General features: G+C 60.8%; 15 protein-coding genes and 1 tRNA gene. 7 read left to right on the top strand and 9 right to left on the bottom strand.

All coding sequences use genetic code 11. The features are described 5' to 3' along the window. Window positions 1–101: 101 nt before the first annotated feature. Window positions 102–2828 carry a DNA gyrase subunit A gene (gyrA, locus tag AC2FF8_RS01585; protein WP_496878765.1) on the bottom strand — a complete coding sequence of 909 codons (2727 nt, stop codon included), beginning with the start codon at window positions 2826–2828 and terminating at the stop codon, window positions 102–104. 193 nt (window positions 2829–3021) lie between these two features. Here gyrA and AC2FF8_RS01580 point away from each other — a divergent pair, with 193 nt between their 5' ends. Both AC2FF8_RS01580 and AC2FF8_RS01575 read left to right on the top strand, forming a co-directional pair. Continuing rightward, entirely contained in the window at window positions 3022–3291 is a 270-nt protein-coding gene (locus tag AC2FF8_RS01580) for an usg protein (RefSeq protein ID WP_152458119.1), read from the top strand. A 98-nt stretch (window positions 3292–3389) separates the two neighbouring features. After that, complete coding sequence (locus AC2FF8_RS01575) at window positions 3390–4052, top strand: lipid-binding SYLF domain-containing protein (RefSeq protein WP_480684197.1); 663 nt, start codon at window positions 3390–3392, stop codon at window positions 4050–4052. Here the strand turns inward: AC2FF8_RS01575 and AC2FF8_RS01570 are convergent, their stop codons facing one another. Further along, entirely contained in the window at window positions 4053–5006 is a 954-nt protein-coding gene (locus AC2FF8_RS01570; RefSeq protein ID WP_496878764.1) for a radical SAM protein, read from the bottom strand. It lies immediately after the preceding gene. 163 nt (window positions 5007–5169) lie between these two features. On the opposite strand from AC2FF8_RS01570, the gene zwf reads away from it, so the two are divergent. The 4 genes from zwf to AC2FF8_RS01550 all read left to right on the top strand — a co-directional run bounded on the left by zwf (window position 5170) and on the right by AC2FF8_RS01550 (window position 10707). Next, window positions 5170–6624: a glucose-6-phosphate dehydrogenase gene (gene zwf, locus AC2FF8_RS01565; RefSeq protein ID WP_496878763.1), complete on the top strand. Its 1455-nt coding sequence runs from the start codon at window positions 5170–5172 to the stop codon at window positions 6622–6624. Continuing rightward, complete coding sequence (gene pgl / locus AC2FF8_RS01560) at window positions 6621–7292, top strand: 6-phosphogluconolactonase (RefSeq protein ID WP_496878762.1); 672 nt, start codon at window positions 6621–6623, stop codon at window positions 7290–7292. Before zwf ends, pgl begins: the two co-directional genes overlap by 4 nt. A 4-nt stretch (window positions 7293–7296) precedes the next feature. Next, window positions 7297–8895, top strand: a complete 1599-nt coding sequence (pgi, locus tag AC2FF8_RS01555) for a glucose-6-phosphate isomerase (RefSeq protein ID WP_496878761.1) — start codon at window positions 7297–7299, stop codon at window positions 8893–8895. A gap of 192 nt (window positions 8896–9087) precedes the next feature. Beyond that, window positions 9088–10707, top strand: coding sequence for a long-chain-fatty-acid--CoA ligase (locus AC2FF8_RS01550; RefSeq protein WP_496879262.1), 1620 nt, complete (start codon window positions 9088–9090; stop codon window positions 10705–10707). Between the two features lie 21 nt (window positions 10708–10728). Here the strand turns inward: AC2FF8_RS01550 and AC2FF8_RS01545 are convergent. After that, window positions 10729–10803: transfer RNA gene (locus tag AC2FF8_RS01545), tRNA-Asn, on the bottom strand. 375 nt (window positions 10804–11178) lie between these two features. On the opposite strand from AC2FF8_RS01545, the gene AC2FF8_RS01540 reads away from it, so the two are divergent. Next, window positions 11179–11514 (top strand): hypothetical protein, encoded by a 336-nt coding sequence (locus tag AC2FF8_RS01540; protein WP_496878760.1) that lies wholly within the window; start codon window positions 11179–11181, stop codon window positions 11512–11514. A 137-nt stretch (window positions 11515–11651) separates the two neighbouring features. On the opposite strand, the gene AC2FF8_RS01535 is transcribed toward AC2FF8_RS01540, so the two are convergent. The 6 genes from AC2FF8_RS01535 to AC2FF8_RS01510 form a co-directional block, all read right to left on the bottom strand. Then, on the bottom strand, window positions 11652–12947 hold the full coding sequence (locus AC2FF8_RS01535) for a glycosyltransferase (protein WP_496878759.1): 1296 nt from the start codon (window positions 12945–12947) through the stop codon (window positions 11652–11654). Further along, window positions 12944–13186, bottom strand: a complete 243-nt coding sequence (locus tag AC2FF8_RS01530) for a hypothetical protein (RefSeq protein WP_301653688.1) — start codon at window positions 13184–13186, stop codon at window positions 12944–12946. Before AC2FF8_RS01530 ends, AC2FF8_RS01535 begins: the two co-directional genes overlap by 4 nt. A 50-nt stretch (window positions 13187–13236) precedes the next feature. After that, on the bottom strand, window positions 13237–13464 hold the full coding sequence (locus tag AC2FF8_RS01525; protein ID WP_496878758.1) for a hypothetical protein: 228 nt from the start codon (window positions 13462–13464) through the stop codon (window positions 13237–13239). 72 nt (window positions 13465–13536) lie between these two features. Continuing rightward, complete coding sequence (locus AC2FF8_RS01520) at window positions 13537–13932, bottom strand: GIY-YIG nuclease family protein (RefSeq protein ID WP_496878757.1); 396 nt, start codon at window positions 13930–13932, stop codon at window positions 13537–13539. Next, a complete protein-coding gene (locus AC2FF8_RS01515) occupies window positions 13923–14246 on the bottom strand; it encodes a hypothetical protein (RefSeq protein WP_496878756.1) in 324 nt (107 codons plus the stop codon). Before AC2FF8_RS01515 ends, AC2FF8_RS01520 begins: the two co-directional genes overlap by 10 nt. A gap of 52 nt (window positions 14247–14298) precedes the next feature. Then, the gene (locus AC2FF8_RS01510; protein WP_496878755.1) at window positions 14299–15069 is read right to left on the bottom strand and encodes a hypothetical protein; all 771 of its coding nucleotides are present in this window, start codon (window positions 15067–15069) and stop codon (window positions 14299–14301) included. Window positions 15070–15128: the final 59 nt, after the last annotated feature.

Below are 15128 nucleotides of genomic sequence, written 5' to 3'. Positions count from 1 at the left end.
GGCAAGCAGATCATCCCGAGAGTTGTCGATATCGTGATCCAGAATGACAAAACGCCCGCAGGGCGAGCGTTTTGTTTCAGATCCGTAATTGAGCGTGAGGGCTATTCTTCGGTTTCCTCATCACCCTGATCGGCGATCCGGGCGACGCTGACGACCTCTTCGCCCTTGCCGGTGTTGAACACCTTGACCCCGCCGGCACTGCGGGACCGGAACGAGATGCCGTCGACCGGAACCCGGATCGACTGACCCTTGGAGGTGGCCAGCATGATCTGGTCGTCGATTTCGACCGGGAACGAGGCCACCAGCGGGCCGCCCCGCATCGCCTTGTCCATCGCCATCACGCCCATGCCGCCACGACCACGCACCGGATAGTCATGCGACGAGCTGAGCTTGCCCGATCCTTTGGCCGTGATGGTCAGGATCAGGTTCTCGGCCGCCGACATCTCGGCATAGCGTTCCTGCGGCAGGATGCTGTCGGCATTGCCGCCATCCTCGTCGGTTTCGGTGTCATCGGTCACGCCGGCCATCAGGCGACGCATCTTCAGATAGGCGGCGCGCTCGTCCGGGGTGGCCTCGAAATGGCGGATCACCGACATCGAGACCACGCGGTCGCCCGCGTTCAACCGGATGCCGCGCACGCCGGTCGATTTGCGCCCCTTGAACACCCGCACGTCGGTTGTGGAGAAACGGATCGCCCGGCCGGAATTGGTGACCAGCATCACGTCGTCATCGTTCGAGCAGATGCGCGCGTTGACCAGTTCCACGCCCTCGGGCAGGTCCATCGCGATCTTGCCGTTGCGCTTGACGTTGGTGAAGTCGCTCAGCGCGTTGCGGCGCACGTCGCCGGCGCTGGTGGCGAAGACGATCTGAAGGTTTTCCCATTCCTCATCCGGCACATCGACCGGCATGATCGCCGCAATCGAAACACCCGTGGGTATCGGCAGGATGTTGACGATCGCCTTGCCCTTGCCGGTGCGCCCCGATTGGGGCAGGCGCCAGGTCTTGAGCTTGTAGACCATCCCGTCGGTGGTGAAGAACAGAAGCTGAGTGTGCGTGTTGGCCACGAAGAGGGTGGTGACCACGTCCTCTTCCTTGGTCTGCATGCCCGACAGCCCCTTGCCGCCGCGCTTTTGCGCGCGGAAATCGGCCAGCGGGGTTCGTTTGATATAGCCGCCGGAAGTGACGGTCACGACCATGTCTTCGCGCTCGATCAGATCCTCGTCTTCCATGTCGCCGGACCAGTCGACGATCTCGGTGCGGCGCGGTACCGCGAACTGTTCGCGGACGCTGCGCAGTTCATCAGCGATGATGCCCATGATGCGTTCGCGCGAGGACAGGATATCCAGGTATTCCTTGATCTTGGCGGCCAGCTCTTCCAACTCGTCCGTGACCTCTTTGACGCCCAGTTGCGTCAGGCGTTGCAGGCGCAGGTCAAGGATGGCACGGGCCTGAACCTCGGTCAGGTTGTAGGTGCCGTCGTCGTTCATCTTGGACAGCGGGTCGTCGATCAGGCGCAGATAGCTTTCGATCTCGGCCGCGGGCCAGCGGCGGGTCATCAGCTTTTCGCGCGCCTCGGCGGCGTCGGCCGAGGACCGGATCGTGGCCACGACCTCGTCCACGTTCGAGACCGCAACGGCCAGACCGCACAGGACATGGCTGCGTTCCCGCGCCTTGCGCAGGTCGTATGCGGTGCGGCGGGCAACGACATCTTCGCGGAAGTCGATGAAGCTGGTCAGGAAGCGGCGCAGGGTCAGCTGCTCGGGGCGGCCGCCGTTCAACGCCAGCATGTTGCAGCCGAACGAGGTCTGCATCGGCGTGAAGCGGTACAGCTGATTCAGCACCACCTCGGGTGTCGCGTCGCGCTTCAGCTCGACCACCACCCGTACGCCGTTGCGGTCGGATTCGTCCTGAACATGGCTGACACCTTCGATGCGCTTTTCACGCACCGCTTCGGCGATCTTCTCGATCATCGAGGCCTTGTTCACCTGATAGGGGATCTCGTCCACGACGATGGCATAGCGGTCCTTGCGCAACTCCTCGACGCGGGTCTTGGCACGGATGATGACGCTGCCGCGGCCTTCCAGATAGGCCTTGCGCGCGCCGGATCGGCCCAGCATCACGCCGCCTGTGGGGAAATCGGGGCCGGGGACGTATTCGATCAGCTGTTCGCTGGTCAGGTCCGGATCGTCGATCAGCGCCAGCGTCGCGTCGACCACTTCGCCCAGGTTGTGCGGCGGGATGTTGGTGGCCATGCCGACCGCGATACCGCCGGCGCCGTTGACCAGCATGTTGGGGAACCGCGCGGGCAGGACGGTAGGTTCCTTGTCCTTGCCGTCATAATTGTCCTGGAAATCGACCGTCTCTTTCTCGATATCCGCCAGCAGGGCGGCGGCGGGCTTGTCCATGCGGACCTCGGTGTAACGCATGGCCGCCGGGTTGTCGCCGTCCATCGAGCCGAAGTTGCCCTGACCATCCAGCAGCGGCAGCGACATCGAGAAATCCTGAGCCATCCGCACCAGCGCGTCATAGATCGCGCTGTCGCCGTGCGGGTGATACTTACCCATCACGTCACCCACCGGACGGGCCGATTTTCGATAGGGTTTGTCATGGGTGTTTCCGGTCTCGTGCATCGCATAGAGGATGCGCCGATGTACCGGTTTCAAACCATCGCGCAGATCGGGGATCGCGCGGGACACGATGACCGACATCGCATAGTCCAGATAGGACGTGCGCATCTCGGATTCGATCGAGACCGTCGGGCCGTCATAGACAGGGCGCTCGGGCGGGGTTTCATCCATGTTTTCTGGGATTTCTGGCGTATCGCTCACGTAAACTGCCCGTATTTTGTGCTGGGTCTATATCTTGTGGATGCACCTTATCAGACCCGGCACATAAGGTGCAAGCAAGCAGCGCTTCCCGAGGTCCGAATCCTTGGTAACACCTAAGTAACATATTGTTATCTAAGTATTAGGGGGTTTTCGTGCTAGCCTGAGAATACCGTGCAACAAACCGGAGGTCTGTATGAAGACAAGTGAAACCGAATTGATGCTCAAGGGCTATGGCCTGACAACGGCCGAGTTTTTCTATCACATGCCCGATTACGTCCACGTCCTGAATACCTTCATCTGGCAGGAATATGACCTTGCGCCGGATCATCCCAAACTGTTCGAATTCATCGAGTTTTGGCAACGAGAAATCGAAGGGCCGCTGCATTCCGTGAAATTCACGCACCGCAAGATGATCGCACCGGGCGAGTGGCGCAACATGGTTGGCGAGTTTCGCGTGAACTGAGTGACCGGCCAGGTCCGACTGCGTGTCGGAATTCCTGTTCCCATTTGAGGCAAGTCGCGTATGGTGACTGCCAATCGGATGGTATCACAGGAAAAACCATGACCAGAGCCATTCTCTTTGTTGCCGCGCTTTGCATAAGCAGCCCTGTTTTGGCCGAGGGTGTTCTGGACAAGATCAAGAAAGGTGCCGAGAGCGTCGGGAAGACGATCGACAAAGGCGCCGAGGCGGTTGACGATACGATCACGTCCACCTCCGAGCTGCTGTCCAACGAGGCAACGCCCGAAGAGACGCGCGCAAAGCTTGACGCGATGGCAGGCGAGATTTTGGATCAGCTTTTGGCGGAAAACCCCGATGCGCGGCCACTCTATGACGTCAGTGCCGGATATGCGGTGTTCGACTCTCGTAAGGTTACAGTATTCCCTGTGTCGGCGGGCTATGGCCGGGGTGTGGCGGTGTCGAAAGACACCGGGCAACACACATACATGAACATGGGAACAGGCGGTGTTGGCGGTGCCATCGGCATCGGCGGTTTCGAGACCAAATTCGTGATCCTGTTCGAAACCCCTGCTGATCTGGATAAGTTCATAAACCAGGGCTATGACGCGACCGCAGAAACAGGGGCCATGTATGGCGAGGACAAAACGGGCGAAACCCTGCGTTTTACGGACGGACGCTCGTTCTTCGTTCTCAACAAAAAAGGCTGGCGCGTATCGGCTGGCGCGTCGGGCACCAAGTTCTGGAAATCGCCCGAGTTGAACTGATCAGCCAGAACAGCTGGCCCCGCCCAAAACGCAGAACTTGGCGCAATGAGGGTGGTTCAGATGCACGTCCGCCTCGGCCTCGGCCAGGGTATGGCCCATCTCGAACTCGGGCTCGTAGGGCAGCAGGGTGCAGGCCAGGACAGCAGGTTTTTCGGACCCCTTGCGTTTGACCACCATCCGGGCGCTGGCGCACATGACGTCGTTGGGGGATTTGTCCAGAATTCCCCAGCAAGCAGAGGTGATTTCGGGAACCTCGACAGTTTCGTCCATTTCGGGGAACAGAACGGTCCGAGCCGGGTTCTGCGGGTCAATGTCAAATCCGTGCTCGGCAAAGAACCTGGCATAGCCCGCACGGCTTTCCGCATCTGAATCCCCCCAGACCGTGCGCCCGGCGATGGCCATGTTGAATCCGTGGTCGCGCAACCATTCCATCCCGGCCAGGGTTTTGTCGAAACTGCCGTCGCCGCGTTCTTCGTCGTGCAGGGCCGGGCGGAAGTGATCGACCGAAATGCGCAGAGTCAACATGTGGTTGAATTCCTTTTGCAACCCCAGCAACCCTTCGCGCATTTTGCGGCGCATCATCGGTGCCATTGCGTTGGTCAGGATCAGAACCTTGTACCCGCGTTCCAGCGCGGCGTGTGTCATGTCGATCATGTCAGGGTTCATGAACGGCTCACCGCCCGTGAACCCGATTTCGTGCACGGGCCAGTTGCGGTCTTCGATCTGATCCAGGTAGTTCCGGACCTCGTCAGCCGTGATGTAAACCAAGGCGTCATTGGTCGGGCTGCTGGCGATATAGCAGTTCACGCATTCGATATTGCACAAAGTGCCCGTATTGAACCAAAGGGTTTCGGGCCGTGTCAGGGAAACCTTTGCGCGGGCCTGGCCGTCAGCTGTCACCGATTTGTTTTGAAACTTGCCGATATTGGCAAGCTGAGGGGCGTTGTCTTTCATTCCCGCATCCGGTTCTTTGAGGTCGTCGATCTGATCTAGCCCTTTGTCGCGGATTTGGTAAGGGTGACGCAGCGGTTCTGACAGAGTTTTGAACAGAGTGATTTCTTGCCGAATGGTTGCGCTAACATTGGACATGCCGGAAGGGGCGAGGTAAGGACAACTCATGGTTTCACGCGTCATACCAGTTGATCCCTTTGATCTGATCATTTTCGGCGGCACCGGCGATCTGGCGCAGCGCAAGATCCTGCCTGCGCTTTACCGTCGCTTTTGCGCCGGGCAATGGCATGAGGATGCAAGGATTATCGCCGCCGCGCGCGCGGGCCATTCCGCGGAAGATTTCCGACGGATGGTCGCAGAATCGCTTTGCAGGCATGCTGCGGTCTGCGCTTCGGAGTCCCAGGGGGTGTCGCGTTTTCTACAGCGGGTCGACTATGTCCCGCTGGATGCAGTATCAACCGAAGGATGGGATCTGCTGGGTGAAAAACTGTCACCCAACCGCGTGCGCGCGTTCTATTTCTCGGTCGGCCCCAGTCTGTTTGGCCCCCTGGCCGAGCGGGTCCGGGCCTATGATCCGGCAACCGAAGATACGCGCATCGTGGTGGAAAAGCCGTTCGGGCATGACCTGAACAGCGCGCGAGAGCTGAATGCCACACTGGCTGCGCATTTTGATGAAAGCCAGATTTACCGGATCGATCATTACCTGGGCAAGGAAACCGTCCAGAACCTGATGGCTGTGCGGTTTGGCAATATGCTGTTCGAACCGCTATGGAACAGCCAGTATGTCGACCACATCCAGATCACGGTTGCGGAAACCGTCGGCATCGAAGGGCGCGAAGAATACTATGAGCGCGCCGGTGCGATGCGTGACATGGTGCAAAACCACCTGATGCAACTGCTGTGCCTGATTGCAATGGAACCCCCGGCAAAGTTCGATCCGGACGCGGTGCGGGATGAAAAGCTCAAGGTGATCCGGGCGCTTGATCCGGTGGAACCGCATCACATCGTGCGCGGCCAGTTTTCAGAGGGGCCGGACGGGCCGGGATACCGCGAATGTGTCGGCAATCCACGCTCGACCACTGAAAGCTACGTGGCGCTGAAGGCGCATGTCAGCAATTGGCGATGGGCGGGTACGCCGTTTTATCTGCGTACGGGCAAACGGCTGGTGGCGCGATCTTCGATTATCAATGTGATGTTCAAGGACGCACCGCATTCGATTTTCGGAGAGGAGGCCGGGCGTCACGCCAATGCACTGTCGATCCGGTTGCAACCCAATGAGGGGATCACACTGAAAGTGACGATCAAGGAACCGGGGCCGGGCGGGATGCGGTTGATCGACGTGCCTTTGGACATGAGTTTTGCCGAAGCGCTGGGGCCGGAAAACCAGGACCCGCCAGATGCTTACGAACGCCTCGTCATGGACGTGATCCGGGGCAACCAGACGCTGTTCATGCGTGGTGACGAGGTCGAGGCCGCATGGGCCTGGACTGATCCGATCATCGCCGGATGGCTGGCGCGTGGGGACGTGCCCAAACCTTATGACAGCGGCAGCACCGGACCGGGCGACGCCGAGCTGCTGATGAAACGCGATGGTCGCCGCTGGCAAGGAATAAAGCCATGAACATTCAGGAATATGCCGATCGGGAAATGCTTGCCATCGATGTGGCAAACGCGTTGGCGGGTGAGCTTGAGACCGCTTTGTTGCACAACGACACGGTTGCGTTGGCTGTCCCCGGCGGGACAACACCGGGGCCGATTTTTGACAGTCTGTGCGCCGCTGATCTCGAGTGGGACCGCGTGCGCGTTCTGCCTACGGATGAGCGCTGCGTACCGGCTGATCACGAACGTTCGAACGAACGGCTGATCCGGGAGAGACTGCTGACCAACCGGGCATCCGTGGCGCAGTACATTCCACTTTATGTACCGGGCGCAGAGCCTGAAGCGGCTTTGCCAGAGGTTGAATCGCTGATCGCGCCGGTACTGCCATTGTCGGTTCTGGTCCTCGGGATGGGCGAAGACATGCACACGGCCTCATTGTTCCCCGGAATGGACGGGCTGGATAAGGCCCTCGACAGCCAGGCGCCGACCCTGATCGTTGCCCGGACCGATGTTCAGCCAGAGCCCCGGATTTCTTTGACGGCCTCTGTTCTGGACGGGGCTTTGTCGAAACACTTGGTCATCTACGGGCAGGCAAAACGAGACGTTTTGGAAAAGGCCATGTCGATGCCGCCGGAAGAAGCACCGATCGCCGCCGTTCTCAGTGGCATGACGGTTCATTGGGCGGAGTGAGGCAATGCAGTTGAATGCTTTGAAGGCGCTTGCAGCGGCTGACCGCCGTATCGTCGATTTGTTCGCAGAGGATGCAAGCCGGGCCGGGTCGTTTTCAGCGTCAACCGGGGATATGCTGTTCGATTATTCGAAAACGCAGATCGATGAAGACGTGCGTGCGGCGCTGCTGCAATTGTGCGAAGATGCCGGGCTAGCGACGCGGCGCGACGCCATGTTTGCCGGGAAAAAGATCAACGAAACCGAAGGGCGCGCGGTGCTGCACACCGCCCTGCGCAACCTGGATGGCGGGCCCGTCGAGGTGGACGGTCAGGATGTCATGCCCGGGGTTCTGGACACGCTGCAACGGATGCGCGTCTTTGCCGAGGAGGTGCGTGGCGGCGCCATTGTAGGGGCAGGGGGCAGTTTCACCGACGTGGTGAATATCGGCATCGGGGGATCCGACCTTGGCCCGGTGATGGCCACGCACGCACTGGCCCCTTATCACGATGGTCCGCGGGTGCACTACGTCTCGAACGTGGATGGGGCCCATATCGCTGATACGTTGCGCCAGCTGGACCCGACACGGACGCTGGTGATTGTCGCGTCGAAGACATTCACCACGATCGAAACGATGACCAATGCGCGCACGGCCCGCGCCTGGATGTCCGAAGGCGGAGGTGATCCGTCCCGCCAGTTTGCGGCCGTATCCAGCGCGCTGGACAAGACGCAGGCCTTCGGCATTCCCGAGGCGCATGTTTTTGGTTTCGCCGATTGGGTGGGCGGGCGCTATTCGGTCTGGGGGCCGGTCGGATTGCCGATCATGATTGCCGTCGGTTCGAATGCATTTGATGCGTTTCTGCGGGGCGGGCAGGCGATGGATCTGCATTTTCGCTCGGCGGATTGGGTTGAAAACATGCCTGTGATGCTGGCGCTCGTCGGTATATGGCACCGTCAGGTTCTGGGTTGCACCAGCCGGGCCGTGCTGCCCTATGATCAGCGTCTGTTGCGTCTGCCCGCATATCTCCAGCAGTTGGAAATGGAATCGAACGGCAAATCCGTAGCGATGGACGGATCTTCGCTGGCCGTCCCTTCGGGGCCGGTGGTCTGGGGTGAGCCGGGCACCAACGGTCAGCATGCATTTTATCAGCTGATCCATCAGGGCACGGATGTCATTCCCTGCGAATTCATGGTCGCCGCCGAAGGGCACGAACCCGAGTTGACCCACCATCACCGCCTGCTTTTGGCCAACTGTCTGGCCCAGTCAGAGGCTTTGATGCGTGGTCGCTCTTTGGATGAAGCCCGTGAGCGTATGGCGGAGAAAGGCCTTGATGGCGACGAACTTGATCGGCAGGCGCGACACCGGGTGTTCCCGGGCAACCGCCCCTCTACAACGCTGATGTATCCGAAACTTACACCGTTCGTTCTGGGGCAGATTATCGCGCTGTACGAGCATCGCGTGTTTGTCGAAGGCGTTCTGCTTGGCATCAATTCCTTTGATCAGTGGGGGGTGGAGTTGGGCAAAGAGCTTGCCAACTCGCTTGGTCCTGTCGTGGAAGGTGTTGCGAGCGCTGAAGGTAAAGACGGATCAACAGCCGCATTGGTCGCCTATGCGCTGAAACACTGAAACTAAGAGCGAAAAAATGCCGCCCACGGCCGTGTTGGGCTGCATTCTTTTATTGTCAGACAATTAAATGATTGGCAGGGTTCTTCCGTAGGAAACGACTGTATTGACGCGTCGGGTCACACCCCAAGCCGTCAATGCAAGATGGATAAGGCAGAGGCCATCCAAGGTCTCGCCAAGGACGGGAGGATGTCCATGCTAGGACAGATGATGACGCAGCCCTTGCTGGTTTCGTCGCTGATCGATCACGCAGAGCGCTGTCACGGCCAGACCGAGATTGTCTCGGTCGAAACGGACGGAACGGTCACTGACACCAACTGGTCCGAGATTGCCGTGAATGCCCGACGAATGGCGTCGGCCTTGACGAATCTGGGGCTGGAACCGCAGGACAGGATCGGGACACTGGCCTGGAACAATCGGCGGCATCTTGAGATCTATTTTGCCACCTCCGGTGCGGGCTTTGTCTGTCATACGGTCAATCCCCGCCTGTTCCCCGAGCAGCTGACCTTTATCATCAACCATGCCCAGGACAGGGTGTTGTTCTTTGATGCGACGTTCATTCCGCTGGTCGCCGCGCTGCATGACGCTTTGACCGAGGTGCAGCATTTTGTCCTCATGGGGCCTCGCAATGAAGAGGCTGCGGCTCAGATTCCCGGCCTGAAATTCTATGACGAGTTGCTGGAGACCGGGGATGCAGGTTTCCAATGGCCCGATCTGGATGAAAAGACGGCCTGCGGTCTGTGCTATACGTCGGGAACCACGGGCAATCCAAAGGGCGTGTTGTATTCCCATCGGTCAACACTGCTGCACAGTTTCGCATCGAACACACGGGATGTGATCGGGTATTCAGCGATGGATGTTGTCATGCCGGTTGTGCCGATGTTCCACGTCAACGCCTGGGGGTCGCCCTACGCCTGTGCCATGTCCGGATCGCGGCTTGTGTTGCCTGGACCGGATTTACATGGTGAAGCGCTGGTCAACCTGATCGATACCTATGGCGTGACATTGGCCATGGGCGTGCCGACCATCTGGCAAGGCTTGCTGGCCCATGCCGCGGCATGCGGAACCGAACTCAAAAGCCTTGAACGCACGGTTATTGGCGGCGCTGCGTGCCCTCCGTCGATGATCGAAACGTTCCGCGAAACCTATGGCGTTGACACGGTCCACGCCTGGGGCATGAGCGAGATGAGCCCGCTGGGCACGACGAATTACCCATTGGCCAAACACCTGAAGCTGCCACCGGAAGAACAGCACAAGATTCGCCTGAGTCAGGGAAGACCGCCCTTTGGGGTCGAGTTGAAAATCGTGGACGAAGATGGGAATGATCTGCCGCATGACGGTGAAACCCAGGGTGACTTGCTGGTGCGGGGCCACTGGGTTCTGGACAGCTACTTCCAGTTGCAGGATCAGAATCTGTTGCAGGATGGCTGGTTCGCCACCGGGGATGTGGCCACTTTGGACCCGGATGGCTACATGACCATTCGCGACAGATCCAAGGACATCATCAAATCCGGTGGGGAATGGATCAGTTCGGTCGAGCTGGAAAACATCGCCGTGGCCCACCCCCAGCTTGCGACGGCCGCCGTGGTCGGTGTTCCGCATCCGAAATGGGATGAACGCCCCTTGCTGGTTGCAGTGAAAGCCGACGGTGAAGAGCCCGGCGAAGAGGATTTGCTTGCCTTTTTCGAAGGCAAAATCGCCAAGTGGCAGATCCCGGACAAGGTTGTCTTTGTCGATGCGCTGCCACTGAGCGCGACCGGAAAGGTATTGAAACGCGAGCTTCGGGCAGAGTTCGGAGACGCCCTGACAGGGTAGCGCGTGCGGATCTTGGAAAAATGGCTCCGGCGGTAGGGATCGAACCTACGACCAATTGATTAACAGTCAACTGCTCTACCGCTGAGCTACGCCGGAACGGTTCGCGCCGTATAGCAATCCGGTTTCCCAACGTCCAGAGGGTGCGTGTGTTTTTCAACGAAAAAATCCGGCAGAAACCGATGCGATTTTGAACGGCAATGCGGGTTTGGACGAAAGGGGAATTTGGCTCCGGCGGTAGGGATCGAACCTACGACCAATTGATTAACAGGCACCGCCGGATGCGCCTGCGCTCAAGCGGTTAGTGGAGGGTTCCGGGTTGCTTTGACCGCTATGTGACCGGCCTGAAATCGTCAAACAATGCCCTTCTGCCCGCATTCCCGCCCACCGTTTAAACGATCAGGCACCTTTGGGCGCGAAGGCGATACCCTTGATTCCCTTGCCAACTTGCCTGCCAGGTGAGAAGGTTCGCCTATGAGGAACACGAACGTACCAAGCAACAATCCTGAGTATAGGAAGCGCAAGCGGGTTCAGAAGGAGTTCAAGGCTCTGCTTGAGGCCGAGGGGCACGGGGTGCTTTTCAGCCCCGCAACAAGCGCGCTGCCTGAAAAGGCGAGGGCAAAGCAGAATCTCAAGCGAACCAAGCTGATCCTCGATGCCATCAAGTATGGCCTACAGGTTCCGCAGAGTATGCGGGATGAGGTCAACCAACCGCCCGACGAGAATCCGAAGGTGCCGGTCGAAAACGACGACGGCAAGGCGCCCTTCGGGCAGGACGACGACGATGGTTCGGAAGGAATCCCGGTTTAACCTCGATTGTCGCGGTGCTCGTTGTCGATGCCCCTGCGATCACCCAGGCAGCACCGCGAGAGACGCGCAGAGCGCGGCGCTAAGGCGGTGTTCTGCGTTGCGCCCCTGTGCATGTAGGGCAGCGCGCGATAACCGAGTTATACGCCCAAGCCACGCGCTCTGGGATCGACAAGACCGTGGGCCGTCTTGGCCCAGTGCGACGGCGCGACCACCAACTCGACCACGGCGATGCCGAGAGCGATAGCGTGCAGGAAGGAATAGGCGGGTAGCGCGAGCGCGTCACGCACGGGGCGACCGGCACGGCGTGCCGCAACGGCGAAGACAGCGACGCTCAGGGCGTATCCCGAGAACAGCATGACGGCGAGCGGCCCGTGAGGATCGTTCGCGGCGACGGCCACGCCCACCGGGTGGGACGCGATGCAGATCAATTGAACGGGCAACTGGACAGCGAGGGCGATCCGATCACGCAGGCGCGGCGCGCGAGGCAGGATGCCGTGAACCAACGTCGTCTGGCAGAACCCCTTCATCCACCTGGATCGTTGTTTCACCCATGCGGTGATTGATACCGGCGCTTCCTCGCCCGTGACGGACAGGACGACCGACGAGGTGTAACCGGCACCGGCCAGCCTAACTGCAAGATCCGCGTCCTCGGTGACGTTGTGGGCATCGAACGCACCGACCTCCATGAGCGCTTCGCGGCGCAGATACTGCGTCGTGCCGCCAAGCAAAAATGGCATCCGCATCCCGGACAGAAACGGCAGCACACCCCGGAACAAGACGGCATACTCGAGCGCCCATAGCCGCGTGACCAGAGGCCCGGCGTGATCACATGCAAGCACGCCCTGGACGACGGCGCAACGAGGGTCAGCCAGAAGCCGGGCAACGGCGCGCTTCGGCTGGTCAGGAGCTGGACGGTCCTCCGCATCGAACACCACGACAACCTCGCCCCTGGTATGCAGGAGGCCGTAGTTCACGGCGCGCGGCTTCGTGCGCGGCTTGCCATCCGGGACGACGAGGATGCGATACGGCCAGAAGTCGAGCGCCGCGCGTGTCTCCTGGTCGTCTTCCTCGACAAGCAGCACGATCTCGGGCGATGGGTAGTCGAGCGCGCGCATCGCGCGGGCGAGTTCTGCAATCACCGACGGCTCGCGGTAGACGGGCAGCAGGATCGTCAGGGACGGCCAGCGGTCAGGTTCTGGGTCGTCGCGATCCCTCCACCCAACGAGGGCGGCTGCGCGTAACATGAGGACCGCTAGGAAGCAGGGCACGAGTGCCCAAGCAAGGGGCGGATAGATCAGGGGCGACGCCGCCACGATGAACAGCGGCGCGGCAACCCAAGGTTCTTTGATCGACCGGGCAGACAGGTGCTCTGGAACGGAAGAAGCCGCCCAGTGGGCGGCTTCGTCGATCTGTTCGAAGGTCTGGTGTTTCATCCTGTCCACACCTCGCCAAGGTCGGACACGTCGCGGATGGTGCGCTGATCGCCGGGACGCATCCGGCGTGGGCGGGATGACACGGCAACGCGCTTCATCTCTGACCGCGTGCGCGCCCGTGCGGCGATCTGGAGGGCCTGAGAGTAGGAGGTGCAACGGATGCAGTAGAGGGCGCGACCGTTTCTCGCCTCGCCCCAGCCGGACAGGAACGTGTCCTGCATGTTGACGAACCAGGTCATGCGGCGACCCTCCAGCGGCTGGCGGTGCGTCGAGCGACGCCCACCTGCCATTAGACGCCTGCGGGCGTCGCGACGGCGCGCCCAATGTAGAAGGCAGGCGTGCAATCGCGCCGGAGCGCATCGCGCATGGGCGTGCCGATGCGGTAGACCCTGACGGTGACAGGCTGGTCGGTCTCGCGTGCGAGTGTCGATGCTTCGGACAGGGCGAGTTTCGTTGCCGCCGCAAGGCAGTCGCGAGTGTCAAAGATGGCGTCAGAAATCAGGATGCGAAAAGTCATGTGGGTTCTCCGTTGCTAGAATCAGAAGGCCCGCCGAGTGGCGGGCCTTGGGTCTGGTTGAATGAGGGGTAGTCAGGTTGCCGCGAGCAGGAGGAGCGTCAGCCACCCGACGCCTTCGACGATGCCTCGGAACACGCGCCAGAGGCGGCGCAGCCATGACAGGTGCGCAGGCGTCTGCTTGTCTCGACCGAGAGCGGCGACGGCTGCGGGCACGGACACGCGGAACCACTCGCGCTGATCGCTGACACGGTAGCGGGCAAGTGCCGCGTGAGCGTCGCGCTCTGCCGCCCGCACGTCGTCAACCGGCCACGCCGCCGCAACAGCGTAGGGCGCTGGCGACCCCGTGTCGTGCAACTCGGCTGCGCGTTCCTCTGGCGTCCTCGTCGTTATGCCGATCTTGCAGAGACCGGGCATCGCCGGGTTGGTCAGGACATACAGCCAACCCGGTTCGATCACGTTCAGCGCCATCCGAGGGCACTCGCAACGGCACCGGGCAGATAGCCGATCTGGCTGCCTTCGCTCAGATAGATGACGACGCGGGACTGCGCGTCGAGTTCGGCCAGCCGAAGTCGCGCCTCCACCACGTCGTCGGTGTCCTCCACCGCCTCGGCCAGAAACTCGTCGATCTCCTCGCGCTCGTCGGCGTGCATGTCGAGTGCGACGATCTCGGAAAGGCCATATTCGAACGGCCAGGACGGCTGCTGCGCAAGGCGCACCTCCGCATCCTCACCGTGCAGTTCGCGCAGTTCCTCAAAGGCAGTGATCAGGTCAGAAATGGTCATGGTCATGTCTCCGTTGATGATGGGGCGCGGCCTCCGGGCCGCGCGGGTTCGATCACTTGCAGGCGGCGACGAGCGCGTCCGCGCGGGTGGTGTCCGCGTCATGCGCCGGGATGCGCTTCACGCCCTTGGGCATCAGCAGGAAGTATTTGCCCGCCTTGCGCTCGACGCCCAGCCCAAGCGCGCCCATGTCGGTGCGCAGCGCGGACGAAACGGTGTCCTTGTTCCAGCCGAGCGTTTCCATCAGTTCCTCGATGGTCGCGCCCTTCGCCAGCGCCTCAGCCATAAGGTGCCGCTTGCTGCCTGCCTTCGTGGCTTTGACGTCTTCCGGCTTGCCGGGTTCGAGCATCACGCGGTCGGGCAGTTCGCGCGGCTTCCGGGCCTTGGGTTCCACTTTTGCCTCGATGCCTTCGGCCATCAGATCGAACGCAACGCGGATGCCGTCGTCGGCCAGCACCTGTTGCACCGGGCCTTCGCCGTTGACGCCTTCGTCCGTGATCACGAGCAGCGCCTTCTTCGAGAGGGACGCGACGACGCCTTGCACCTGCTTCTGGGTCAGGCCCGTGCGCTGCGCGATCTCGGGCACGTCGCCCCACGTCATGTTGTCGGCCAGCATTGCGTTCAGGGTCTCTGCACCATTCGCGTCGATCCCGCCGTCCAGGTAGGCGACGAGGACGCGCTTCTCCATCGCGGTCAGCTTCGGCGGCTGCGCCTCGATCATCGCGACGAGGTCGGCTTTGGCGACCTTTTTGAGCGCGGAAGCGGTCAGCGGCTTTGCCAGCATGTCGTTGAGGGCAGGCTTGGTCAGGGTGTTGAGGTCGGTCATGTCTGTCACTCCGTTGATGCGTTCCCGAAACGTTCCGGGCATAACTGAGTTATCGGACC

The sequence above is a fragment of the Ruegeria sp. YTSA144 genome (assembly GCF_059610125.1).
The sequence above is the reverse complement of the archived record's forward strand: the minus strand, read 5'-3'. Positions and strand labels throughout refer to the sequence as shown.

Bases quoted from the DNA above. Each gene is read 5' to 3' on its own strand.
- AC2FF8_RS01580 (WP_152458119.1), top strand. From the start codon at position 3,022: ATGAAGACAAGTGAAACCGAATTGATGCTCAAGGGCTATGGCCTGACA.
- AC2FF8_RS01575 (WP_480684197.1), top strand. From the start codon at position 3,390: ATGACCAGAGCCATTCTCTTTGTTGCCGCGCTTTGCATAAGCAGCCCT.
- AC2FF8_RS01570 (WP_496878764.1), bottom strand. From the start codon at position 5,006: ATGAAAGACAACGCCCCTCAGCTTGCCAATATCGGCAAGTTTCAAAAC.
- zwf (WP_496878763.1), top strand. From the start codon at position 5,170: ATGGTTTCACGCGTCATACCAGTTGATCCCTTTGATCTGATCATTTTC.
- pgl (WP_496878762.1), top strand. From the start codon at position 6,621: ATGAACATTCAGGAATATGCCGATCGGGAAATGCTTGCCATCGATGTG.
- pgi (WP_496878761.1), top strand. From the start codon at position 7,297: ATGCAGTTGAATGCTTTGAAGGCGCTTGCAGCGGCTGACCGCCGTATC.
- AC2FF8_RS01550 (WP_496879262.1), top strand. From the start codon at position 9,088: ATGCTAGGACAGATGATGACGCAGCCCTTGCTGGTTTCGTCGCTGATC.
- AC2FF8_RS01540 (WP_496878760.1), top strand. From the start codon at position 11,179: ATGAGGAACACGAACGTACCAAGCAACAATCCTGAGTATAGGAAGCGC.
- AC2FF8_RS01535 (WP_496878759.1), bottom strand. From the start codon at position 12,947: ATGAAACACCAGACCTTCGAACAGATCGACGAAGCCGCCCACTGGGCG.
- AC2FF8_RS01530 (WP_301653688.1), bottom strand. From the start codon at position 13,186: ATGACCTGGTTCGTCAACATGCAGGACACGTTCCTGTCCGGCTGGGGC.
- AC2FF8_RS01525 (WP_496878758.1), bottom strand. From the start codon at position 13,464: ATGACTTTTCGCATCCTGATTTCTGACGCCATCTTTGACACTCGCGAC.
- AC2FF8_RS01520 (WP_496878757.1), bottom strand. From the start codon at position 13,932: ATGGCGCTGAACGTGATCGAACCGGGTTGGCTGTATGTCCTGACCAAC.
- AC2FF8_RS01515 (WP_496878756.1), bottom strand. From the start codon at position 14,246: ATGACCATTTCTGACCTGATCACTGCCTTTGAGGAACTGCGCGAACTG.
- AC2FF8_RS01510 (WP_496878755.1), bottom strand. From the start codon at position 15,069: ATGACCGACCTCAACACCCTGACCAAGCCTGCCCTCAACGACATGCTG.